This window comes from Sphaerochaeta sp. (assembly GCA_022482495.1).
GTDB lineage: Bacteria > Spirochaetota > Spirochaetia > Sphaerochaetales > Sphaerochaetaceae > RUG023.
The window spans coordinates 1-23,138 of sequence record JAKVPA010000014.1 but is presented as its reverse complement, the minus strand read 5'-3'; the positions used below and the strand labels follow the sequence as shown (position 1 = coordinate 23,138).

General features: G+C 57.3%; 22 protein-coding genes and 2 pseudogenes. 14 read left to right on the top strand and 10 right to left on the bottom strand.

Translation table 11 applies throughout. From position 1 onward, the window contains the following. Positions 1-54: 54 nt before the first annotated feature. From LKE28_11095 to LKE28_11085, 3 genes are read right to left on the bottom strand one after another with little or no spacing between them, the layout of a single operon-like run. Positions 55-1,668 carry an ABC transporter ATP-binding protein/permease gene (locus tag LKE28_11095; protein ID MCH3908742.1) on the bottom strand — a complete coding sequence of 538 codons (1,614 nt, stop codon included), beginning with the start codon at positions 1,666-1,668 and terminating at the stop codon, positions 55-57. After that, positions 1,665-3,389, bottom strand: a complete 1,725-nt coding sequence (locus LKE28_11090; protein MCH3908741.1) for an ABC transporter ATP-binding protein/permease — start codon at positions 3,387-3,389, stop codon at positions 1,665-1,667. The genes LKE28_11095 and LKE28_11090 overlap by 4 nt, the downstream gene beginning before the upstream one ends. Next, a complete protein-coding gene (locus LKE28_11085; GenBank protein MCH3908740.1) occupies positions 3,382-3,840 on the bottom strand; it encodes a MarR family transcriptional regulator in 459 nt (152 codons plus the stop codon). The genes LKE28_11090 and LKE28_11085 overlap by 8 nt, the downstream gene beginning before the upstream one ends. Positions 3,841-3,964: 124 nt before the next feature. Here LKE28_11085 and LKE28_11080 point away from each other — a divergent pair, with 124 nt between their 5' ends. Next, complete coding sequence (locus tag LKE28_11080) at positions 3,965-4,363, top strand: RidA family protein (GenBank protein MCH3908739.1); 399 nt, start codon at positions 3,965-3,967, stop codon at positions 4,361-4,363. 3 nt (positions 4,364-4,366) lie between these two features. Here the strand turns inward: LKE28_11080 and ybaK are convergent, their stop codons facing one another. Beyond that, positions 4,367-4,840, bottom strand: coding sequence for a Cys-tRNA(Pro) deacylase (gene ybaK / locus LKE28_11075; GenBank protein MCH3908738.1), 474 nt, complete (start codon positions 4,838-4,840; stop codon positions 4,367-4,369). A gap of 183 nt (positions 4,841-5,023) precedes the next feature. Here ybaK and LKE28_11070 point away from each other — a divergent pair, with 183 nt between their 5' ends. From LKE28_11070 to LKE28_11060, 3 genes are all read left to right on the top strand, one after another. Next, positions 5,024-5,398 (top strand): helix-turn-helix transcriptional regulator, encoded by a 375-nt coding sequence (locus LKE28_11070; GenBank protein ID MCH3908737.1) that lies wholly within the window; start codon positions 5,024-5,026, stop codon positions 5,396-5,398. Between the two features lie 189 nt (positions 5,399-5,587). Next, positions 5,588-7,000 carry a radical SAM protein gene (locus tag LKE28_11065; GenBank protein MCH3908736.1) on the top strand — a complete coding sequence of 471 codons (1,413 nt, stop codon included), beginning with the start codon at positions 5,588-5,590 and terminating at the stop codon, positions 6,998-7,000. Positions 7,001-7,208: 208 nt separating this feature from the next. Further along, on the top strand, positions 7,209-7,553 hold the full coding sequence (locus LKE28_11060; protein ID MCH3908735.1) for a hypothetical protein: 345 nt from the start codon (positions 7,209-7,211) through the stop codon (positions 7,551-7,553). A gap of 63 nt (positions 7,554-7,616) precedes the next feature. On the opposite strand, the gene LKE28_11055 is transcribed toward LKE28_11060, so the two are convergent. The 4 genes and pseudogenes from LKE28_11055 to oppB form a co-directional block, all read right to left on the bottom strand. Continuing rightward, entirely contained in the window at positions 7,617-8,639 is a 1,023-nt protein-coding gene (locus LKE28_11055; GenBank protein ID MCH3908734.1) for an ATP-binding cassette domain-containing protein, read from the bottom strand. After that, positions 8,636-9,667, bottom strand: coding sequence for an ABC transporter ATP-binding protein (locus LKE28_11050; GenBank protein MCH3908733.1), 1,032 nt, complete (start codon positions 9,665-9,667; stop codon positions 8,636-8,638). Before LKE28_11050 ends, LKE28_11055 begins: the two co-directional genes overlap by 4 nt. A 12-nt stretch (positions 9,668-9,679) precedes the next feature. Beyond that, positions 9,680-11,272 carry an ABC transporter permease gene (locus tag LKE28_11045; protein MCH3908732.1) on the bottom strand — a complete coding sequence of 531 codons (1,593 nt, stop codon included), beginning with the start codon at positions 11,270-11,272 and terminating at the stop codon, positions 9,680-9,682. 11 nt (positions 11,273-11,283) lie between these two features. Then, positions 11,284-12,214 (bottom strand): annotated as a pseudogene (oppB, locus tag LKE28_11040) (oligopeptide ABC transporter permease OppB). Positions 12,215-12,411: 197 nt separating this feature from the next. Here oppB and LKE28_11035 point away from each other — a divergent pair. The 6 genes from LKE28_11035 (at position 12,412) to LKE28_11010 (ending at position 17,838) form a co-directional block, all read left to right on the top strand. After that, entirely contained in the window at positions 12,412-13,464 is a 1,053-nt protein-coding gene (locus tag LKE28_11035) for a MiaB/RimO family radical SAM methylthiotransferase (GenBank protein ID MCH3908731.1), read from the top strand. Beyond that, on the top strand, positions 13,394-13,744 hold the full coding sequence (locus tag LKE28_11030) for a hypothetical protein (protein ID MCH3908730.1): 351 nt from the start codon (positions 13,394-13,396) through the stop codon (positions 13,742-13,744). Before LKE28_11035 ends, LKE28_11030 begins: the two co-directional genes overlap by 71 nt. After that, on the top strand, positions 13,741-16,020 hold the full coding sequence (locus LKE28_11025) for an ATP-dependent helicase (protein MCH3908729.1): 2,280 nt from the start codon (positions 13,741-13,743) through the stop codon (positions 16,018-16,020). Before LKE28_11030 ends, LKE28_11025 begins: the two co-directional genes overlap by 4 nt. A 361-nt stretch (positions 16,021-16,381) precedes the next feature. Beyond that, positions 16,382-16,813: a 50S ribosomal protein L13 gene (gene rplM / locus LKE28_11020; protein MCH3908728.1), complete on the top strand. Its 432-nt coding sequence runs from the start codon at positions 16,382-16,384 to the stop codon at positions 16,811-16,813. Between the two features lie 11 nt (positions 16,814-16,824). Then, the gene (rpsI, locus tag LKE28_11015; protein MCH3908727.1) at positions 16,825-17,247 is read left to right on the top strand and encodes a 30S ribosomal protein S9; all 423 of its coding nucleotides are present in this window, start codon (positions 16,825-16,827) and stop codon (positions 17,245-17,247) included. 3 nt (positions 17,248-17,250) lie between these two features. After that, the gene (locus LKE28_11010) at positions 17,251-17,838 is read left to right on the top strand and encodes a RecX family transcriptional regulator (GenBank protein MCH3908726.1); all 588 of its coding nucleotides are present in this window, start codon (positions 17,251-17,253) and stop codon (positions 17,836-17,838) included. On the opposite strand, the gene LKE28_11005 is transcribed toward LKE28_11010, so the two are convergent. Both LKE28_11005 and eno read right to left on the bottom strand, forming a co-directional pair. Then, positions 17,833-18,483 carry a DTW domain-containing protein gene (locus tag LKE28_11005; GenBank protein ID MCH3908725.1) on the bottom strand — a complete coding sequence of 217 codons (651 nt, stop codon included), beginning with the start codon at positions 18,481-18,483 and terminating at the stop codon, positions 17,833-17,835. The two genes, LKE28_11010 and LKE28_11005, sit on opposite strands and share 6 nt — an antisense overlap. An 83-nt stretch (positions 18,484-18,566) precedes the next feature. Then, positions 18,567-19,872: pseudogene (gene eno, locus LKE28_11000) on the bottom strand (phosphopyruvate hydratase). 155 nt (positions 19,873-20,027) lie between these two features. Here eno and LKE28_10995 point away from each other — a divergent pair. The 4 genes from LKE28_10995 to LKE28_10980 are packed head-to-tail and all read left to right on the top strand — an operon-like array spanning position 20,028 to position 23,138. Then, a complete protein-coding gene (locus LKE28_10995; GenBank protein MCH3908724.1) occupies positions 20,028-20,897 on the top strand; it encodes a UPF0158 family protein in 870 nt (289 codons plus the stop codon). A 53-nt stretch (positions 20,898-20,950) separates the two neighbouring features. After that, positions 20,951-21,706, top strand: coding sequence for a 6-phosphogluconolactonase (locus tag LKE28_10990; protein ID MCH3908723.1), 756 nt, complete (start codon positions 20,951-20,953; stop codon positions 21,704-21,706). Further along, a complete protein-coding gene (locus tag LKE28_10985; protein MCH3908722.1) occupies positions 21,706-22,644 on the top strand; it encodes a YitT family protein in 939 nt (312 codons plus the stop codon). Before LKE28_10990 ends, LKE28_10985 begins: the two co-directional genes overlap by 1 nt. Continuing rightward, positions 22,641-23,138 carry a nitroreductase family protein gene (locus LKE28_10980; protein ID MCH3908721.1) on the top strand — a complete coding sequence of 166 codons (498 nt, stop codon included), beginning with the start codon at positions 22,641-22,643 and terminating at the stop codon, positions 23,136-23,138. Before LKE28_10985 ends, LKE28_10980 begins: the two co-directional genes overlap by 4 nt.

The window sequence follows — 23,138 nt, the reverse complement described above, 5'->3', positions numbered from 1 at the left end:
GAAATAGAAAGATGTGATCCATCGGCATTTCTGTATCCGAGATGAAGAAATCCGTTATTTCCCCAGCCGTATGATATGATCCGTCTTCTCCAGACAGGAACTTCGGTGGGTGATGGTCAATACCGTCCTTCCGGTTCCCGCCTTCTCCATGATCTCCCACAGATGACGCTCCGTTTGCGTGTCAATGGCGGAGGTGGGTTCGTCCAAAAGAAGGATCGGAGGTTCGCAGACGATGGCCCGGGCGATGGAGAGCAGTTGTTTCTGTCCTTGGGAGAGAATGTCGACAGAAGAACCGTCGTCACACAAGCCGACGAACGCCAATGCCCTGGCGCATGCCTCCGGGCTGATGGCGGGATCACCCAGGCTGACCTGGTCGGTGAGGGATCCCTCGACCGGAGTGAACTCCTGGCTGACGTACCCGTAGATGCGTCGCCTCCATTTCGTCGGGATGGAAAAGACATCAATGCCGTTCAGAAGGATTTCCCCTTGCGTCGGATGCATCAAGCCGAGAACCAGGCGGAACAACGTCGATTTCCCCACTCCGGTGCGTCCCAGGAACGTGACGTGTTCTCCTGCGGGAATGGCAAGGTCCATGTTCGTCAGGACATCCTCCGATCCATCCGGATAGCGGAACGAGACATGCTGGAAACAGAGGGTGGCGGAATGGGAAGGAAGCACATCCTCCAGGGTGAGCTTTTCGTTTTTCGGAGGTTCCTCGGCAAGGGACAGAAACCGGTCAATGGCCGCGATTCCGCTCCTGCCTTTCTGGATCTGTTCCATTTCCATGCCGAGCGCGTCAATTGGTTGGAACAGATCGCTGACCAAATCGATGGAAGCGGCCAGCATTCCGGCGGTGATGCCAAGCGACCAGCCGCTCTGGGCTGACAGAAGTACGGTCAGGGCGATCACCACGGACTTCAGGATGGTGATGATGGCGGAAAACACCGAGTCATAGCTGTTGACCCGATCCATCGTGGTGAAGTTTTCGGAAAGCTCTTTCCGGTACTGCGCTTCCATGTACGGTTCCCGGGCGTAGGATTTGATCATCGGAAGAGCGGCAAGGGTCTCCGCCAACGTGGAACTCACGTGTGAGAGTTCCTGGAGATTGGCCTGTTGGGAACGGAACATCGCCCTACGGAACCCTCGGGTGATCACGATGATCACCGGGATGAAGCAAAGCACCAGAAGGGCCAGGCGAGGAGAGAACAACGCGATGGAGACTACGATGCCGATCACCTTGGACAGGTCGATCACCAGATTCGCCAACCCGTTTGAGAACAGCGCGTTGACCTGCTCGGCGTCGTTGCTGAAGTGGGACGCCACTTCGCCGGGACTGTGGTGGGTGAAGGAGGAGAGCGGCAACCGGAACAGCTTGGATCCCATCTTCCGGCGAAGCTCCGTGACCATCCGCTGTCCGCCTTCGGCAAGCAACGCCGATTTCACTGCCTCCATAATGGCAGAGAGAAGGACCACCGCCACATAGCAGACCGCAAGGATGGCCAATCCTTCTCTGTGGCCTGGAGCCAAATGACGGTCGATGATGATCCTGAGGATCTGCGGGGGCGCCAGGGATGCCAGGACGACCAGCGCCACCAGGAGGAGCAACGCCAAAACCTTCCAGGGGTGGTGTCTGCATGCATCAGCCATGACGGAACGTGTGGAAGTCATCGTGTCACCTCCTGTTGCGTCGTGTACATTGCGCGGTAGGTTTCGTTGGTCTGGAGCATCACCTGGTGAGGGGAGGCCTGGATGGTGCCGTCCGGATGGAGGAACAGCACCAGGTCGGTTTCCCCGAACCAGGAAAGCCGGTGACTGATAAGGAAAATCAATGACGTGGAATAACGGGATCGAAGCGCGGTGAAAATTCCTTTTTCGGTCGTTTTGTCGACCGATGCGAACGGGTCGTCCAGGATGATCACCGGCGTATGCCTCCAGAGAGCCCTGGCCAGATTGATTCGTGACGCCTGTCCCCCGGAAAGCCGGGCGCCATCGTGCCCGACCAGCGTGTCAGCTCCCAGATGCATCGTTTCCAAGTCTGCGCCGAAACAGACATCCCGGAGGGTGTCATCCACGGAGCCGGGGTTGCCCAACGTGATGTTCTCCCTGATGCTCTCCGGAAGGAGATGGCTCTGATGCCCTTGGTAGGAGATTGCCTGTGCTTTCTCATACGGGGTGAGTGTGGAAAGTTCTCTTCCGCCCAAGCGTATGGAACCTTGGTAGGGAAGCTGTCCGGAGAGGAGAAGCCCCAACGTGGTTTTTCCGGAAGCTACCGCTCCGGTGATGCCAACGATCTGCCCTTCCTTGGCGAAGAAGGTGACACGAGAGCAGGTTGGTCGAGCGGAGCCGGGGTATGAGAAGGAGAGGTCGCGGACATCCAGGGTGACGGGGCGTTCCAACCTTTGGTGAATGGTCGTGTCTTCCGATTGGTACGGGTGGAGGAACGGTTTGACACGGGAAAAGGAGACGGACGCTTTCTGGAACGCGTTGAACAGCCGGGAAACCTTCCCCACCTTCGCCGCAAGAGCCAGAAACAGCGTCAGGTAGGCGCTGTATGATCCAATGGTCCAGACTCCGTCCAGTACCTGGATTCCTCCCAGGTACAGTGCCGCCCCGATGCCGATGGTCGCCACGGCCCGGTACAACGGTTCCATGCTGCTCTCCAGAACGGATGCGCGCGCGGAAGCAGTCCCCGTCTCCGCCACGTTCCGGTCAAAAGACGCCGTCGTGGCCGCTTCCCGGGACGTGGTGCGGATCATGGCCATCTGCTCGACCAATGTGCATGCGGTGTTGGTCAGGGACGCCAACGAGGAACGGGCCTGTTTGCTCGCCTTCGCTACGATCGGGTCGCATCGTCTGGCCAGAAACAGCGACAACGCGATCCAAGGCAGAAGCAGCAATGTGATGCGGGCGGACTGCAGCAGCAGGGTGATCAGGTAGGAGAGGAGCAAGAGACCGGTGTCAAACACTTCGGTGGCGCACTTGCGCATCCCTTCCACCGTGATGTCCACGTCCCCGATGGCCCGGGAGAGCAGCTCTCCGGGCGTTTCGGTTCCTTCCCTGTGATGGATCATGTCGTGGTAGACCATCAGGCGCATCGTGGCCCGGGTTTTGTTGGCGAACCTGCGGACGAAGAACCGCTTTCCCACCCGAAGCGCCTGAATTCCCACGACGGCTGCCAAAAACAGGCCGGTTGTCCTCCATACGGCAGGCAATCCCTGGCGGTTCACCACCGAGTCGATCATTCGGCCTTGGAGGATGGGGATCACCGAAAGACCGCCGTCAAAGAAGATGCCGCAGAGGGAAAACAACGTGACCAGCCGAGCTTCCTTGGCAAAGTAGCTCTTGGGGTTTGCCGGGTCTTTTACCGGGGTGGGGTTGAAGTCAGTCACGGGAGAGGAGATGGGAAAAGTCGGTTTTCCGTTCCGCTTTGGATGCGTCATACAGGCGGGAGAGCAGGGAGAGGAAGGTTTCCGTTTCCTCTGGTGTCAGGTTGCTTTGTTGCTGGATGTACCGGTAAAACCGTTCTTCCGCGCTGAGGGTGGCTTTCTTGGTCTCCTCCGCTTTGTCCGTGGCATACAGGTGGAATGAGCGATGATCGTTCTGGTCGTCTCTTCGCTGGATGAAGCCTTGGGCTATCAACCGGGCGGTTTTGCGGGAGATGGTGCTTTTGTCCAGATTGAGCGTCTCCGCCACATCCGCCTGGGTGCATCCGCCATGGTGTCGGACAAAATGCAGGTATTCGTAATCCTCTGCGCCCAGTCCGGTCGCTTTGAGTTCCCGGGTGACGAAGCGTTTCGCTTCCCGCGCGATTTTGGTGATGGCCCGAAGATCCACATCCATATGCCACTCCTTCGATAGTTGCATCTGCAACTAATTATGACGCTGTCTCAGGTATTCGTCAAGAGCCATTTTGCGTTTGTCGCCGGAGTTTGATACACTGGAGGGGAGAGGAGATGGAATCGATATGGAAGCAACCATTGAGCGGATCGCGACGGATAAGGCGCCTGGGGCCATCGGGCCGTACAGCCAGGCGGTGGCCATAGGGAACCTGGTGTTTGCCAGCGGACAGATCCCCATCGATCCGGCGACGGGAACGGTGGTGGAGGGCGGAATCGAAGAACAGACCAAACAGGTCATGCGGAACATGGAAGCGGTGCTCGCTGCCGCGGGAAGCGGGATGGACCGGGTGGTCAAATCCACCGTGTTCATCCGTGACATGAAGGCTTTCAGCGCCATCAACGCCATCTATGCCGAGCATTTCACCGGCCCGGTGCTTCCCGCCCGTTCCGTGGTGGAAGTCTCTGCGCTTCCCAAGGGCGTGTTGATCGAGATGGAGGTGGTGGCGGTACGCTCCGCCGGTTGAACCTCACTCCATGGTGAAGTCGGCGTACTGGGCGCCGGCAGCTTTCACCAGATCGTCCGGCTTGAGCTTCAGTTGCAGGCCGCGCTGGCCTGCGCTGACATACACGTACTCCTCAAGCTGGGCGGTTTCCTCGATGTACGTCGGGTACTTGTGGATCATGCCAAGCGGGGAACAGCCTCCACGGACATAACCGGTGGTTTTCAGCAGGTCGTCCAGCTTCAGGAGGTCGATGCTCTTGCTGCCGGTGATCTCCCGCACTTTCTTCATGCTGATGGAAAAGTCACCTGGCAGACAGAAGACGAACACCTGGTTGTCGCTGTCTTTCAGGACGATCGTCTTGAATACTTGTTCCAGCGGAAGCCCCGCCTCGTGGGAGGCGTGGATGGCGTCCAGATGTTCCTCATCCCATTCGTACTGGACCACGTCATAGGGAATGCCTTGTGCCTCAAGAATGCGCATCGCGTTGGTTTTCTTCATCACGCTTCTGGCATACCATGTTTGGGAAAAACTGGCAATTGCCCCCCTTGAAACCAAAAATGTTTTGTGTCCACATGGGAAAATTTACGTTTTTGTACAAAAGAAGAGGTTTTTTCCTAAAACATCGCGGTATTTCTGTGAAATAACTTTTCAAATCCTGTTTTTTTTGGTAAACCTGTATACATGAAAGAAGCTGGAGCTGAAGAATTCTGGGGACGTTTTGACAAGCAACGGAAAAGCGTTGGCATTTCCATCAAAGCGCTCACGGAAAAACTGGGGTTGAGTTACCCTCTGTTGATCACACAACGTTCGCGGAACATTTACCCGCCTGTACTGACCGCGTGCAAAATCGCGAAGTTCCTTGGTACTACGGTTGAGTATCTGGCCACGGGCGAACAGGTCTCTGTAGACCTTGGGCAGGGGGACGGATCATCACATGAGGAGCAGAAGTTGATTCCTCTGGATGTCGTCTTGGCCATGTCCCACTCTTCGGACGAGGACATGAAACTGGTGCGGAGAATCTACCGACTCTCCAATCCAAACGAGAAACCCGAGTGATCGTACTGCTCGGAAATCAGGGGCTGCCTTCGGGCGGCTCCTTTTTTTTCTGGGACATTCACTCCGTTTTGGAGTAAATCCTCACAGAAAAAAGAGATTGCGGAATGAGGAAAGCGCAGTTTCAAAGGAAAGGACTGGTTTCTTCAGCAGGTTTTCAGTATACTTTGTGTGAAGTATGAGGAGTAACGCATGCCTTCGATGAAAGATACTATGACACGGGGCGCCATTCGCACCGGGATGAATGTCGCGATCAACCACGTGAAGAAGAATCCTCAGACAGGGATTCAGGATCTGGTCAAGCTGTTGGAAAAATACATGCCCTCAACCAAAGAGGACGCCAAATATACCAAGAAAGGGATGAACGCCATCAACAATTTCTCCCGTTTCGTTGATGACCCCAACTCCAAGTGGGTCAAATATGGAACGAGGATCATCAATGAAGTGGATAATGGCGTGCTGACCACGCTGGCCGCGAACCTGGCCTATGAGGCAGGGTATCGTGGACTGGCCGAGGCGCGCAAGCTCCGTGAAGAGTATCATACCAACTTCCCATGGGTGCTTTTGATGGATCCCACGTCGGCGTGCAACCTGCGGTGCACCGGATGCTGGGCGGCCGAATACGGCCACAAGCTCAACCTGTCCTATGAGTTGATGGACTCCATCATCGAGCAGGGCAAGAAACTGGGCATCTTCTTCTACCTGTACACCGGCGGGGAACCGCTGGTCCGCAAGGATGACATCATCAAGCTGTGCAAGAAGCACAGTGAATGTGAGTTCATGGCATTCACCAACGGCACGCTGGTCGACGAGAAGTTCTGCCAGGAGATGCTGGCGGTGAAGAACCTGACGCTGGCCATTTCCGTCGAGGGATTCGAGGAAGAGAACGATTCCCGTCGTGGAGCGGGTACGTTCGACAAGGTGATGCACGCAATGGATCTGCTCAAACAGCACAAGCTGCTGTTCGGCACCTCCATCTGCTACACCCGCAAGAACATCGAGACGGTCACGTCGGACAAGTTCCTGCAGATGCTGGTGGACAAAGGCGTGCTGTACGCCTGGTACTTCCACTACATGCCGGTGGGCAATGACGCGTCGCTGGATCTGCTTCCCACTCCGGAGCAGCGGAAGAACATGTACCATCGTATCCGCGCCATCCGGACGAAGGAGAATCCGCTGGAGATCATGCCGCTGGACTTCCAGAACGACGGCGAGTACGTTGGCGGATGCATCGCCGGAGGCAAGAACTACCTGCACATCAACGCAAACGGTGATGTGGAGCCGTGCGTGTTCATCCACTACAGTTCGGCGAACATCAAGAACATGTCGCTGTTTGACGCGCTTCGCCAGCCGCTGTTCAATGACTACCATGACCACCAGGCGTTCAACAAGAACATGCTGCGGCCGTGCCCGATGTTGGAGAATCCCGGCTATCTGAAGAAGATGGTTGCGGAGACCGGTGCCAAATCCACCGATCTGCAGAGCCCGGAGACGGTGGACCACCTTACCGACAAGTGCGTCGACTACGCCAAGGCGTGGGCGCCCATCGCCGATGAGCTGTGGAAGGAAAGCGGTCATACCGAAGGCGTATCGTCCAAGAAGTAACCGTTCCGATTCCCTCGTTCAAGGATCCTCTGGCGTTGTGCCAGAGGATTTTTTTTATTTGAAGAAATAAGGAGAGAATCACGCCAAACGGTTGGTTTGTTTGCGGAACAAAGAGGTTAGGTGATGAATCATTGATGGTTCTGTGAAGTAAATTGAACTTTTGTTACATAACCTTGTGAATACGAAATCACATGCGTACACTACGGCCATGAAAGAAGAAGAAGCGAAAGCGTTTTGGCAACGTTTTGACGAACAACGTAAAAAATCAGGGCTTTCCATCAAGGAAATCACCGACAAATTGGATTTGAGCTATCCTCTGTTGATCACCCAGCGGTCACGGGGAATTTTCCCCTCCATCACCACAGCCTGCAAGATCGCGAAACTGATCAGGACATCGGTGGAATACCTGGCAACCGGTGAGGAGCCGGGCGTCGGAGCCGGAGGGCCGGTCAAACCGGGCGAGGAGCGGATGCTCCCGCTGGACATCGTCCTCGCTTTGGCGCGTTCGTCGGATGATGACCTGAAGCTGGTCCGTCGGATTTACGGACTGTAACCGATTCGTTTTCCTTGTTTTGCTTGACGCAAAAAGAGACCTGCCAACCGGCAGGTCTTTGTGTTATGCGTGGTGTTCTTTGTCGTACAGCCAGCAGGCGACTTTGTGTCCTTCGTTGATCTCGAAGAATGGCGGGATGTGGTCCTTGCAGAACGGCATCTTCTTCGGACAGCGGTCGTAGAAGTAACAGCCCGGCTGGATGTGGTCCGGAGACGGAACGTCACCGGTAAGGATGATCCGTTGCCGCTTCCGCTCAATCTTGGGATCGGGGATCGGGGCGGCGGAGAGAAGCGCCTCGGTGTAGGGATGCAGCGGATGGGCGTACAGTTCCAACGCGTCGGCCAGTTCCATCAGTTTGCCCAGGTACATGACGGCCACGCGGGTCGAGATGTGCTGGATGACGGCAAGGTCGTGCGCGATGAACACGTAGGTCAGTCCGAACTCTTCCTGCAGGTCGGCAAGGAGGTTGAGGATCTGCGCCTGGATGGAAACATCCAGCGCGGAGACCGGTTCATCGGCCAGAATAATCTTCGGCTGCAGGGCAAGGGCCCGGGCGATGCCGATCCTCTGCCGTTGCCCACCGGAGAATTCGTGGGGATAACGGTTTTTGAACAGCCGGTTCAGGCCGACCCGTTCCATCAGGCTTTCGACCCGTTCCTCAATCTCATCGTTGGAGAGATGCTTCTCCAGCATGTTCCGTTTGTTGTAGATGATCAGCGGCTCGGCGATGATGGAGCGCACCGTCATGCGGGAGTCCAGGGACGCGTACGGATCCTGGAAGATCATCTGCATGTTCTTGCGGGCCATCAGCATTTCCTGCTCGGTGGATTTGCACAGGTCTTTTCCCTCGAACAGCACTTGGCCCGCAGTGGGCTTGTACAGCTGGGCGATGGAACGGACGGTGGTCGATTTGCCGCATCCGGATTCACCGACGATTCCCAGCGTCTCGCCGGGGTATACATCGAAGGAGATGTCATCCACCGCGCGGATGTAACTGGTCTTGCGGTTGAAGAATCCGCTGGAAATAGGGAAGAATTGCTTCAGGCCTTTGACCTCAAGCAAGGGCTTTTTCTGTGGTTCGCTCATGCCTTCTCCTCCTTCAAGGCCTGTTGTTTTTCCGCTTCCGTAGCGTACAGCCAGCAGGAGACGCTGTGTTCGGCATCCATCTGGTGATACGGCGGATAGGCGTGCTTGCAGATTTCCATGCACTTGTGGCATCGCGGATGGAACGGGCAGCACGGGGGCAGGTCAATGACGTTGGGTGGTTGTCCTTCGATGGAGAACAGCCGTTTCGCCTTGCTTGCCGGATCCATGTGCGGGACGCTGGCGATCAAGCCTTCGGTGTAGGGGTGGAGCGGACGGGCGAACAGGTCGTCGGTCAACGCCTGCTCGACGATTCGTCCGGCGTACATGACGCAGACGCGGTCACACATGCCGGCGACCACGCCCAGGTCGTGGGTGATCAAAATGACGGCCGTCCCCAGTTCACGGGACAGCTTCTGGATCAATTCAAGGATCTGCGCCTGGATGGTGACATCCAGGGCGGTGGTTGGTTCATCGGCGATCAACACTTCCGCCTTGCAGGAGAGGGCCATGGCGATCATCACCCGTTGGCGCATGCCACCGGAGAACTGGTGGGGATAGCAGAAGATCCGCTTTTCCGCCGCCGGGATGCCGACCTGCTTCAGCATGTCGATGGAGCGTTGCAACGCCTCTTTCTTGCTGATGCTATTCTCGTGGAGCCGGATCGTCTCCACCATCTGGGTGGAAATCTTCAGGAACGGGTTCAGGCTGGTCATCGGATCCTGGAAGATCATACTGACCTTGTTGCCCCGGATGTTGCGCAGTTCGCTCTCCGGCAACTTGAGGATGTCCTCTCCTTCGAAGAGAATCTGGCCTCCGACAATCTTTCCCGGAGGGGATTGGACCAACCGCATGATGGACAGGTTGGTCACGCTTTTGCCGCTTCCCGATTCCCCGACCAGGCCGAGGGTTTCATTTTCATGAAGCGTGAAGGATACTCCGTCAACCGCCTTGAGGATGCCGGCGTCCGTCCGGAAATAGGTCTGGAGGTCCTTGACCTCCAACACGGTCTTTGCGTTCGGTTTCAACATGTGTCGGCCTCCTTACAGTTGGTTCTTCGACTGCGGGTCGAAGGCGTCGCGTAACCCATCACCGAAGAAGTTCATCGCGAACAGGAAGATGGTCATCGCCAGGGCGGGGAACAGCAGACGCCATGGATACAGCGTCATGCCATCCACTGCGTCTCCAACCAACGATCCCCAGGACGCGTACGGTGCCTGGACGCCAAGGCCGAGGAACGACAGGAACGATTCCTGCATGATGAACGCCGGGACGCGGAGGGTGGAGTAGATGATGATGACGGACAGGGAGTTGGGGATCATATGCTTCAGGATGATCCGCCAGGTTGAAGCTCCCATCGAACGGGCCGCCTCGACGAATTCGCTGTTCTTCAGACTCATGATCTGGCCACGCACCATACGGGCTATGGTCAGCCAGCTTACCATGGCCAAGGCGACGAACAGGTTGATGATGTTCCGCCCGAAGATGGCCATGCAGATGATGACGAGCAGCATGTACGGCAGTCCGTACATGATGTCGACGATACGCATCAGGATGTAATCCGTCTTGCCGCCGACGTATCCGGCAAGAGCGCCGATCAGAATGCCGATCAACACGGATGTCAGTGTGCCGACCAGGCCGATGGCGATGGACACCTGTCCGCCGTAGATGATCCGGCTGAGCATGTCACGGCCAACGTAGTCTGTGCCGAGCAGATATCGTCTGCTGTGCTTCTTGGATGCCTCGATGGAAAGATCAATGGAGTCATTCAGCTGGTAGCTTTCCTTCAGCGGGAAGGTGACCGTCCCATCTTTCGCCTGCTTGGTCAGATCCCGTTCGCAGGTCTTCTGCGCCTGGGTGAGGATTTTGCCATAGACGTTCTGGCGCGCCGTTTCGTTGAATCCTTTCTCTCCCATGCTCTTCAGTTCCAATTCCACGTTCAATTGGGCGTCTTCATCACTCAGGTCAGGGGTCTTCGCCTTGACGTCGTTGAGGATCTGGTTCTTCACCTCGACTTCCGTCTGCGCGATGATCTTCTGCTGGTCGGCTCCGATCAAGTCGGCGTAGATGGGGACCAGTTCCTGGTAACTCATCTTGGAGATGTCGTGCTTCTTGCCGTCACTGTCCGTGTAGTATGCCTTGGAGATGGTGACGAACAGTTCGCTGGCAATCTTTGTCTGCAGACGATCCAGCGTGCGTTGCGCCGAGGCGTTGAACGCAAACGTACCGGCTTGCCGTTGGGCTTCGCCTTCGGTGTACACCAGAGACCATACCTTGGTCGTCTTGCTGTCCTTGATCCACGCCTTGATCTGTGCGTCCTGCTCCGGTGTGAGCTTCAGTTCTCCGTTCCTCCATGCCTGGAAGTACATGTCCTGCAGTTTGTTCTTCAGCATCAGTTCTCCCGCCGTGGCGTGCAGGGAGGGAGGAAGCTGCTGGTGGTCCAGGATGATCTCATCGTACGGATGCAGGGGAAGCAGGGGAGCGAACGCCGAGAGGAGCGCGTAGACGATGACGGTCACCATGCCGATGATGGCCATCTTGTTCTTCTTCAGTCGTCTCCATGCATCCTTTCCCAGGCTGTTCCCTTCCACCACCTGGTTGAATTCATTGACTGCCTGTTCTTGTTTCTTTGCCATTCCTGGACCTCTTATTTGTAGGTGATGCGCGGGTCAAGCAGCGCATAGACGATGTCCACGATCAGGTTCATGAACACCAAAATGACCGAATAGACGATGACGACGCCGACGATCAGGGTGTAGTCACGGTTGAACGAACTTTGCACGAAGAACTTGCCCAGTCCCGGGACACGGAAGATCTGCTCGACGACCACCGAACCGGTGATGATGCCGGCGAACGCCGGTCCCAGATAGCTGACTACCGGGAGCATTGCCCCCTTCATGGCATGCTTCATGATGATCTGGCTGCCTTTCATGCCTTTGGCCTTCGCTGTCCGGATGTAGTCGCTGCGCAACGTCTCCAGCATGGAAGAGCGGGTAAGACGGGCAATGGTGGCGAAATACTCAAAGGAAAGGGCCATGGCGGGAAGCACCACTGATTTCCACCCTTGGCCGGTGGTGTACCATCCACTGGTGGGGAACCATTTGAGGTTCAAGGCGAAAATCATCTGCAGGATTGGCGCGATGACGAACAGTGGTATGGATATCCCCATGACGGCGAACGCCATACAGAGATAATCCACCCAGGAGTTCTGGTAGATCGCCGCCAAGACTCCCAGGAGAATGCCCACCACCAAGGCGATGGCCATGGAGATGGTCCCCAGCACCATGGAGTTGGGCAGGCTGTTGAAGATGTAGTAGTTGACGTCGTAGTCCTTGTATTTGTACGACGGACCGAGATCTCCCCGCATGACGTCGAACAGATACCGGCCATACTGTTTGATCAATGGCTCATCCATGTGGTACTTCGCCTTGATGTTCCGCTTCGATGACTTCCGGCATGGCGCGTTCCGTGGCGAATGGGCCTCCCGGAGCCACACGCACGATGAAGAAGCTCAGCGTGATGATGATCAGCAAGGTGGGAATCATGCCAATGATTCGTTTAATGATGTATTTGATCATTGCAACCTCGTAATGAGAGATACCTGAGGGGATGGGAAACACCCCTGAAAACAGCGTTTTTCCATACTATAGCAAGAAACATATTTATGCAAGAAACTTGGAAAGAAAAAAATAAGTCCATGGATGAAAACAAGATAGTGGTTTTTGGCTTGCAATGACGTCTCCTTTCGGGTATGGTACACTCCGAGAGGTCCGAGATGGCGAAAAAAGTGTATGTGGAGAACCTGGGGTGCGCAAAGAACCAGGTGGACGCGGAAGTGATGCTCAAGCGGCTGGCCGATGACGGATTCGAACGCACCGAGGATGCCGCAGAGGCGGATCTGATCATCGTCAACACCTGCGGGTTCATCGAGAAAGCCAGGGAGGAGAGCGTTTCCACGTTCTTTTCACTGCGCAAGCTCAATCCGACGGCGAAAGTCATCGTCGGCGGATGTCTGGCCCAGCGGTACAGCGATGAGTTGTACAAGGACCTTCCCGAGGCGTCCGCCATCTTCGGCAACCGGGATCTGTCCCGGATCTCCGAGGTCGCCCGAAAGGTGCTGGACGGCAAACGGGCTCTGGTCGTTCCCGCCTATCCGGATCCTGACAAGGAAACCTACCAGCGGGGGCAGCTGCTTGGCTACCCCGGCTCCGCGTATCTGAAGATCAGCGAGGGATGCAACCACTGGTGCAGCTACTGCGCCATCCCGTTGATCCGTGGTCCGCTCCGTTCCCGGCCGCTTTCCAGCGTTCAGGACGAGATGGAGGATCTGGTCTCCCACGGCGTCAAGGAGATCAATCTGATCGCCCAGGATCTGGCCGCCTACGGAAAGGACTGGGACGGGCAGAGCCATTTCCGGGAGTTGCTGGACGGTTTGATGGACGTCCCCGGATCCTGGCGGATGCGGATGCTGTACATCCATCCCGATTTCTTCCCCGACTGGCTTCCTTCCTATGTGAAGGAGCATGACAGGCTGCTTCCTTATTTCGATCTCCCCGCCCAGCACGCCGACAAGGAGGTTCTGGCCGCCATGGGGCGCACCGGGGACCCCCAGCGGTATCTGGACCTGGTCCGGCATATCCGGGACATTTTGCCTGACGCGGTGATCCGCACCACCTTGATGGTCGGCTTTCCCCGGAGAGGACGCCAAAGCGTTCGCCACGCTTCGCCAGTTCGTCATCGACGCCCAGTTCGATTGGATGGGGGCGTTCGTCTACAGCAGGGAGGAAGGGACCAAAGCGTACCGGATGCGCAGCGAAAAGGAACATGAGGCGATCCAGCGCACCGCCAACCGGCGGAAGAAGGAACTGGAGACCATCCAGGACGGCATCACCCAAAGTCGTCTGAAACGGTTCGTCGGCCGCACGTTCCCCGTGCTTCTGGAAGAGGAAGTGAACGGGGAGGACATGGCCATTGGACGGATCTACAGCCAGGCGCCGGAGGTGGATGGCCTGACCGTCGTGCTGGGCAGCGGCTTGAAGGCCGGACAGATCGTCACGGCGGGGATCCGTTCGGTCAACGGGCTGGATCTGGAGGCGGTGGCGACATGATGGATGAGCTGTTGGACCGTCTGAACCCCCAGCAACGGGAAGCGGTGGAGGAAAACTCCGTTCCGCTTCTCGTCCTGGCAGGTGCAGGTTCGGGCAAGACGCGGGTCATCACGACGAAGATCGCCTACGCCGTCTCCGTCCTGGGCATTCCGCCCCGCCAGATTCTTGCGGTCACCTTCACCAACAAGGCGGCCAACGAGATGAAGGAACGGGCCGTCTCCATGCTGCCCGACCGGCCTGATATGAAGGAGTGCGTCATCCGGACGTTCCACAGCTTCGGCGCGTGGGTGCTGAGGATGTTCTCCGACAAGGCGGGATTGTCCCCGAACTTCACCATCTACGACGATGACGCGTCACTGGAAGTGCTGCGCAAGGCGTACAGCGGTTATGACGTCAAGGTGCTCCGTGGCTACGCCAAGAAGATCAGCCTGCTGAAGGACCGCGGGGTGGACCCGACGGTGATCCAGAAGGGGCCGGACCAGCTCCTGTGGGAGATGTACCGCAGGTACCAGGAGACGCTGAGGCAGACGGGATGCGTCGATTTCGCCGATCTGATCCTCCGGACTACGGAACTTCTGGATGACCCGGATGTGGCGCATTGGGCCCACAACCGGTTCCGAATGATTCTGGTGGATGAGTACCAGGATACCAACGTGATGCAGTTCCGCCTGCTCCAGAAGCTGGCCGGCCCCCAGGCGATCCTCTGCGTCGTCGGGGATGACGACCAGAGCATCTACCGGTTCCGGGGCGCCGAGGTGGGCAACATCGACAGTTTCCGCAAGGCGTATCCGGCTACCCGGGTGATCAAGTTGGAACAGAACTACCGCAGCACTCCCAGCATCCTCAACGTGGCAAACAGCGTCATCCTCCACAACCACAAGGGCGGCGACCTGAAGAAACTGTGGACGGAGAACAACGACGGACCCAAACCGAAACTGTTCTTTCTGCATGACGAGCAGGCCGAGGCGTCGCTGGTCGCGCGGATGATCAAATCCCAGGGGGACTATGACCACACGGCGGTACTGTTCCGCACTAACGCCCAGAGCGGTCTGTTTGAGCAGGAATTCGTCAAGCCGGGGTACACCATCCCGTACAAGGTGGTCGGTGCGCTGAAGTTCTACGATCGTGAACAGGTCAAGGATGGTCTGTCATTGATGTACCTTCTGTGCAATCCCAAGGACGTGGTCAGTTTCCGCCGGATGGTCAACAAGCCTGCCCGTGGCATCGGAAAGACGGCGCTTGCCGCCATCGAGGCGACGGCGGAGGCGGCGGACAACGATTACATCCAGGCGCTGAAGACGGCGCCGCTGTCAGGAAAGGCGAAGGAAGGCGCGCTGCGCTTCTTTGATCTCCTCTCTGAATGCGGGGCGTTGCTCGACCAGGCGAAGTTGTCCGACGCCCTGCAGAAGCTGTTCTCCCAGAGTGGCGTGATCGCCCTGTACACCGAACTGGACAAGAAGGAAGGGCGTGAGCGGGAAGGGGGCGGCAGAGTGGCTGATTTCGATACGCTGGTCACCCAGGCGTCCCAGTACGGGGAGGACCGCTCTGCGCTTTCCGCGTTCCTGGAGACGTTGGCGCTGGACACGACGACCATCGGATACCTGGATCCGGCGGACAAACCGGGCGTCACGTTGATCACCATGCACAACACCAAAGGTTTGGAGTACGACAACGTCTACGTGGTTGGTCTGGAAGAAGGGTTGTTCCCCAGCTCGATGTCCATCGACGAGGATCCGTCCTGTGAGGAAGAACGGCGGATTTTCTACGTGGCCGTCACCCGTGCCAAGCGCCAGCTGGTGCTTACCAGTTGCCGGCAGCGCCGCTTGTACGGACAGACACGGTACAACCAGCCAAGCAGGTTCCTTGGGGAGATCACCGACGGGTTGGTGGAAACGCACGATGAAGACGTGTGGGCCCCAGCTTCCGGATGGAACGGCATGGGTTCGCTGGAGGAGCGCAGGAGCCATCGCCCCACCACCGGCGACGGAACCCGGCCACGGCGCAGCGGTGTGTTCGCCACCTCCGGTTCCTCGTTGCTGCACAAAGGATTCGGATCGGAAGCCAAGCCGTTCACCTATACCGTCACCCATACGGAGGCGACGGACGGGGGGATTTTCCAGCGGGGAGAGCGGGTGCTCAGCGAGTCGTATGGCCCGGGGTACATCCAGGAGGTCAAGAAGAGCGGAGGCCCCGAGGTGATCGTCGTCCATTTTGATTCTGGGAAAACGGCGACGTTCATCAGCAAGTACGCCAAACTGGAGAAAATCAGCGACTGATCTTGCTCGTTCTCTGGACAGAGATTGGGGAATCGGTATAGTATGTCGGTTGCCGTCTTTTGACGGAACGTTTTACGTGAACGGGACCTTTTGTTGGTGTTTCCACCTTCAGGGCCCGGATGGCGTACCAACGGACGCAGGTGCTGATCCATTCCTTTCCCAGGGAACGCGCCGGAAGCCGTTTGGAAACCATCAGGGTGCAGGGAGATGGGATTGGTTCGGGTTCAATGAGGGAATCTGGTATGCTCGCCGGAGGAACGAAGGAACAGGGCCATTCGATGGAAGGTTGCGGGAGCGGGCACCTGCCCATGGCGGGGAGCTGAAATCGCAGGGAATATCCTGCAAGGAATTGGGGTTCAGAATGGACACTATTTTTTTGAAGCCGTCACAGTTTACCCGCAAGTGGTATCTGATCGACGCTGAGGGAAAGGAACTCGGAAAAGTCGCGGTTTTGGCCGCCAGTCTTGTCCGCGGCAAACACAAGCCGGAGTATGTTCCTCATCAGGAGATCGGTGACTACGTCATCATCATCAACGCGGAGAAGGCCGTTTTGAGCGGCAACAAGGCGCACGACAAGATGTATTACCGGCATTCACAGTACATCGGTGGCCTGCGGGCGGAGAACTACATCACCACCTTGAAGCGCAATCCTGTGTATCCTATGGAAGTGGCTGTCAAAGGCATGCTTTCCAACAACAGGCTTGGACGTCGTCTGATGAAAAACGTCCACGTCTATGCGGGACCGAATCATCCGCACATGGCTCAGAAACCTGAAGTCATCGAAGTGAAGTAGGAGCAGAGGAAATGGCTACAACGAAGAAAGAAGAAAAGAAAGTCGTCGAGGATCTCGGCCGTGGTGTCGGGAGACGCAAGACCGCTGTTGCCCGTGTCTACCTTCGCGAAGGTGACGGGAAGATCACGGTGAACGGCCGTGGCGTTGACGAGTATTTCGGCAATGAGTTGCTGACCTTCATGGTGAAGCAGCCCCTTGAAGCCACGGACAATCTGACCAAGTTCAACATCCTGATCAATGTGGTCGGTGGTGGCCCCGCCGGACAGGCTGGTGCCTGCCGCATGGGCATCGCCCGCGCGTTGCTCCAGCAGGATGAAGCCTCCAAGGCTGCGCTCCGCGCTGGTGGATTCCTTACGCGGGACTCCCGTATGGTCGAACGCAAGAAGTACGGCCAGAAAGGCGCTCGCCGCCGGTTCCAGTTCAGCAAGCGTTAACCTGTGGCGTACGCGGTCATCAAGCGAGGATCTTCCGGCAATGGATGGTTTGCCATTGCCAAGGAGGATCCTCCTTTTCATATCTCGGCACGACAGCTTTCCGCCTGGCACCTGTCCGAGGGACAGGAACTGGATGAGAGGCAGTATCAGGAGATCAAGCGCCTGAAGCGGCGTGACGATTGCCAGGAGAAGGCGCTCTCCCTCCTCTCCATGCGGGAACACACCACCAAGGAACTGAAGGAAAAACTCCAGGCCCGTGGGTTCTTCGGCGAGGATATCGATCCCGTCATTTCCCAACTGAAGGAAGAAGGCTCGTTGGATGAGGCGCGCTACGCCGAGTCGATGATCCGTTCCCGTCAACGGAGGAATCCGGAAGGAAAGCCGCTGTTGGTCCAGCGTCTGGTGGCCAAGGGAATTTCCCGGGACGAAGCGGCCAGAGCGGTGGATGCCGCGTTCGCCGAACAGGGTGAGGCATTCCTTTCCCAGGCGGTCGCAATGGCCCGTCGCACCACCAGCGATCAACAGAAGCTGGTGGCAAAACTGCTACGCAAGGGCTTTTCCTGGAGCGAGATCAAACAGGCGCTGTCATGAACGACCACGGTGGTGGAATGAATCTTCCACCCCGTTCGCTTCGGCTTCCTTTCGCTGGTGTTCCGACACGATCTGGTGCGCCACCATTTTCTGGAAAACGGTGAGCATCGACGAGACATCACAGATCTTTGCTTTTCCTTCCGTTTGGAGTTCCTTGACCAGGTAGTGGCAGGACTCGATGGTGGACAGACATTCCTCACTCGGTTCCCTTTTGAACGTGAAGGCGGAGCGGTACGTTCCGACAAACGAAAGGGTGGGGAGAGCCTGGAGGTTTGCGCTCATGCGGAGCATCTTCCGGGCGCAGGGCCAGGTGCCGTCCAGCACGACGACGAGGAGCTGTTTTCCCGGTGGAATCTCCACCGTACGGGCATTCTTCGCCTGGGGGGAAGGGAACAGCAGGTACGGCTCGTACTGCGGGTCGGAAAGCAACGCGTTGACCTTCGCATCATGGGTAAAATCCACGCCGATCTGGATCTCACTGTCCTTCAGGCACAGCGCGGCGAGGCGGCCGGTGCCGGTCCGCTGGTGGTACGCTTCCTTGGGATGCATCAAAATGAGAAACTTCACCCCGGTGTCCGCTTCCTTGATGTACGGACAGAGACAGGCGCTCTTTGGTTTGAAGCAACGATAACAGAGTTCACTCATGACAGACAGAGCATAGCAGGTTTTCCGGGCAATGAAAAACGGCGTCCCCCGAAAGGAACGCCGTCATGGCAAAACCTGTTGCCTTAGTGCTTCTTCAGCACGCGGAACGCGTCGCGGCCTGCGTACTTCGCCGTATCCCCGAGGTAATCCTCGATTCTCATCAGCTGGTTGTACTTGCAGATCCGTTCGGAGCGGCTCATTGAACCGGTCTTGATCTCACCGGTCTCCAGACCGACGACCAGGTCAGCGATGAAGCTGTCCTCCGTCTCACCGGAGCGATGGGAAACGACGGCGGTATAGCCGTTGCGCTTGGCCATGTCGATGGCTTCGAAGGTCTCCGTCAGGGTACCGATCTGGTTGACCTTGATCAGGATGGAGTTGGCCACGCCCTTCTCCAGACCCATCTTCAGACGCTCGGTGTTGGTGACGAACAGGTCGTCGCCGACCAGCTGGACGCGGTCGCCGATGCGGTCGGTCAGCATCTTCCAGCCTTCCCAGTCATCCTCGGCCATGCCGTCTTCCAGCGAGATGATCGGGTAACGGGTTACCCAGTCTTCCCACATATCGACCATTTCCTTGGAGGTCTTCATCTCCTTGGTGGTCCACTTCAGGCAGTACTTGCCGGTTTTCTCGTCGTACAGCTCGGAAGCGGCCGGATCCAGGGCGATCATGAAGTCGCCGTCACGTCCGGTGGTGTATCCGGCGGCCTTGATGGCCTCCATGATCACCTCGAGCGCCTCTTCGTTGCTCTGCAAGGTCGGGAGCGAAACCGCCCTCGTCACCGACACCCGTATTGTAGCCCTTGGCGCCGAGCACTTTCTTCAGAGAATGGAACACCTCAGCGGTCCAGCGGATCGCTTCATGCATGCTGGGGGCTCCGATCGGCATGACCATGAACTCCTGGAAGTCGACTTTGTTGTCGCTGTGCGCACCACCGTTGAGGATGTTGGCCATCGGAACGGGAAGGATGCAGGAGTGATAGGCACCGAGGTAGCGGAACAAGGGGACGGCAAGATAATCGGCGGCGGCGCGAGCCACGGCCATGGAAACGCCGAGAATGGCGTTGGCGCCCAGCTTGCTCTTGTTCGGGGTGCCGTCCAGTTTGATCATCGTGCGGTCGATGGCCACCTGGTCAAGGGCGTCCATACCCTCCAACTCCGGGGCGATCACTTCGTTGACGTTTTCAACGGCCTTCAGCACGCCCTTGCCACCATAGCGCTTCTTGTCGCCGTCACGAAGCTCCACCGCTTCGTGCACACCGGTGGACGCGCCGGACGGAACAGCAGCCCGTCCCATGGAACCGTCTTCCAACGTAACTTCGACCTCCACGGTCGGATTTCCGCGAGAGTCAAGGATTTCCCTTGCTTCGATGCTTTCAATTGTGCTCATACGATTAACTCCTCGTTATCATAAGTTAGGATATCTAAGTTCACCTGTATACTATCATATTCTTTCGGCTTGATTGTCAAGGTTGATGAAATGGCCGGCAGGCCGTAAAATAACGCTATGCAAAGTAAATATTCCATGCCGGCATTGACCTCGAATTGCTGGATCAGATCATCTTCGCCATGGAGAACCAGGAGACGGAATCCTGCCTGGATCTGAAGGAGGCGTTGGTCACCGAACGCGATGCGATCGACGCCGATGAGGACGAGGAAGACCGGTATCTGGACCTCCCCGACTGGACCAGCGCCGATGGGTTCCGTCTGATGGAAAAATTCATCGATAAGGTGCGTAATCCGTACTATCGCGATCGGTTGTCCACCACGTTGCAGGGGGGCAAAGGGGTGTTTCGTCGGTTCAAGGACGTGCTTTCCGAACAGGGCAGCCTGCTTCAGGCCTGGTATGGGTTCAAGCAACATGAGATGGAGAAGGTGGTGACCGCCTGGTACCGTGAGGAGCGGGGGGCCATCGCCCTTTCCGGATCAGAGACGGATGAGGATCAGGAAGGATTGGGGGATCTGCTCCTGGAGGATTTCTCCGTGGAGTTTGCGGAACGTGGGGGGGATGGAGACGCGCTGTTCTCCCGTCTCCTCTCCGACGGAGGAATCCCCGATCTGGTGACGCGCAACCTGAGGGAACTTTCGGAAAAGCGCTACGTGTTCGCACGCAGCGCAGCCGGCGAGATCTGTGGGATGATGATCTACGGGGTGAAGGATAATGAGGCGAATCTGGTGTTCTACGGGGTGGACGCGACGTATCGTGGCATGGGGTTGTTCCGCCTGATGTTCGACGCGTTCGCCCGGCAGATGGCCCGTCAGAAGGTAACCACCATTACGGCTGATTTCGGATTCAACCAGCAGGTGCTTTCCCTGTTCGGCTCCGTACCGCTGACCGATGTGTTCCGTCGGGTGGCGATTCCGCTGCAGTCCTACGTGCAGCAGGCGAAGAACAGTGAGGAAGTGTTCGTCTGACCCCCTATGCAGAAGCATGGGGTTGCGGTATACAATGGCAAAGAGGCGTTGGTATGCGTGTGGTATTGTGTGATGACAAGGCAAGTCTCGCCGAAAGCGCGGCGAATCTTGGCGCGTGGTGGATCAAGGAAGCGATCCGCAAGCGGGGAAAGGCGGTGATCGTCCTTTCCACAGGGCTGTCCCAGCTGGACATGCTCTCCCGTTTGGTGGAGCAGGATATTCCGTGGGAGAAGGTCGAGGCGTTCCATGTGGATGAGTACGTTGGGCTTTCTGAGACGGACAAGGCAAGCTTCCGTTCCTACCTGAAGACCTATTTTGTCAGCAAAGTCCCCACGTTGGGGGCGATGCATTATATTGACGGCAATGCTCCGGACGTTGAGAAGGAGATCGAACGGCTCAATGCCTTGATCGCCCATACGTCGGTGGACGTGGCGTTCATCGGGGTGGGTGAGAACGGACACATCGCGTTCAACGATCCTCCCACGGCGAAGATCCAGACGGAGGAGCCGTTTATCCAGGTGACGTTGGCTGACCGGTGTCGCAAACAGCAGGTCACCGAGGGATGGTTCCCCCAGATGGATGCCGTGCCGCAGCAGGCCATCACGATGAGTGTCCGGCAGGTGCTGAAGGCGAGGAAGATCATTGCGACGGTGCCTGACCTGCGCAAGGCGAAGGCGGTTGCGATGTGCCTGTTCGACGAAGCTTCCCCGTTCGCGCCGTGCGCCATGCTTCGCTGGCATAACGGTTGTGACCTGTTCATCGACCGGCCTTCGGCCACGTTGGTCTTTGGAGACCGGCGGCCTGACTGATGAAAAACCGGCACATTGTTCGGGAGTATCTGTACATTCTGGTCGGCACGATGCTGGCCGGATTCTCTGTAGGTGTTTTCACCACGCCGGCGAAGATCGCCGGTGGAGGGGTGAACGGCATCGCCACGATCCTGTACCATACGATGGGATGGGATCCTGGTCTTTCCATGCTGATGATCAACGTTCCGTTGTTCTTGATCGGCATGCATGTGTTCGGCGCCTATTATGGAGTGAAGAGCCTGGTTGGTGCGGTGAGCCTGTCGGCGTTCGTCAGCCTGTTCGGCAATCTGACCGGCTACAATGGAATCCTGACCTACGGGGACCGGATGGACACGCTGCTTGCCGCCGTCTTCGGCGGGGTGCTGCTTGGCAGTGGCATCGGCATCGTGATGCGCAGTGGTTCCAACACCGGCGGCACGGACATCATCGCCCAGATCCTGAACAAATACACGCCGATGAACCTGGGGACCTGTCTGTTCCTCACCGATGCCTGTATCATTCTGGCAGGCTTCGCCGTCTTCGGACTGGAACGGGGCCTGTTCGCCATCATCCAGCTGTATCTGTCCAGCCAGATGATCAACTTCATGGTGATGTCCATCGGAACGAAGTACGCCAAGACGGCGTACATCATCAGCGAGAAGCACCAGAGGATCGGGGAGCGGATCATCAAAGAGCTGCACCATGGCGGCACGTTGCTCACCGGGGTTGGTATCTTCACCGGCAAGCAGCGGACCATCCTCTTGGCGGTGGTGCACAACCAGCAGATCAACCGGCTCCTCAGGATCGTCCAAGACGAGGATCCCACGGCGTTTGTGTTCGTCCATGAGACCTACCAGGTGATGGGGGAAGGGTTCGTCCCGATGGGACGGATCATCGCCCAACAGACAGAGCAGAAAGAGCAAAAGCAGGAAAAGGAAGGGAAGGAGAAAACCTCATGAATACCGTAGTAAAATCGTTGTTGTCCCGCCGCAGTGTGCGGGCGTACATGAAGAAGCAGGTCCCGATGGATCTGGTGATGCAGGTGGTCGAAGCGGGGCGCTACGCCCCCAACGGCATGCATCAGGAACCGTGGCATTTCACCGTCCTGCGCAATGAAGAGAAGATCTCCGCGCTGGATCTGGCCATCGGCGGAGATGGGAAAGGCGGCAGCTTTTATCAGGCTCCCACGTTGATCATCGTCTCCATCCAGCAGGGAAATTCATTCGCCGGCCAGGATACCGGGTGCGCCATGACCAACATGATGCAGGCCGCCCACGCGCTGGGGCTTTCGTCGGTGTGGTGTAACCGTATCAGCAGGACGCCTGGGGACTATTCCTCGTTCGGCGTTCCCGCCGGCTATGTTCCGACAGCCATCCTTGCCGTAGGGTATGCCGCCGTCGCTCCCTCTTCCGAATGGAAGGTCAGGGAAGATACCGTGACGATTGTGGAATGA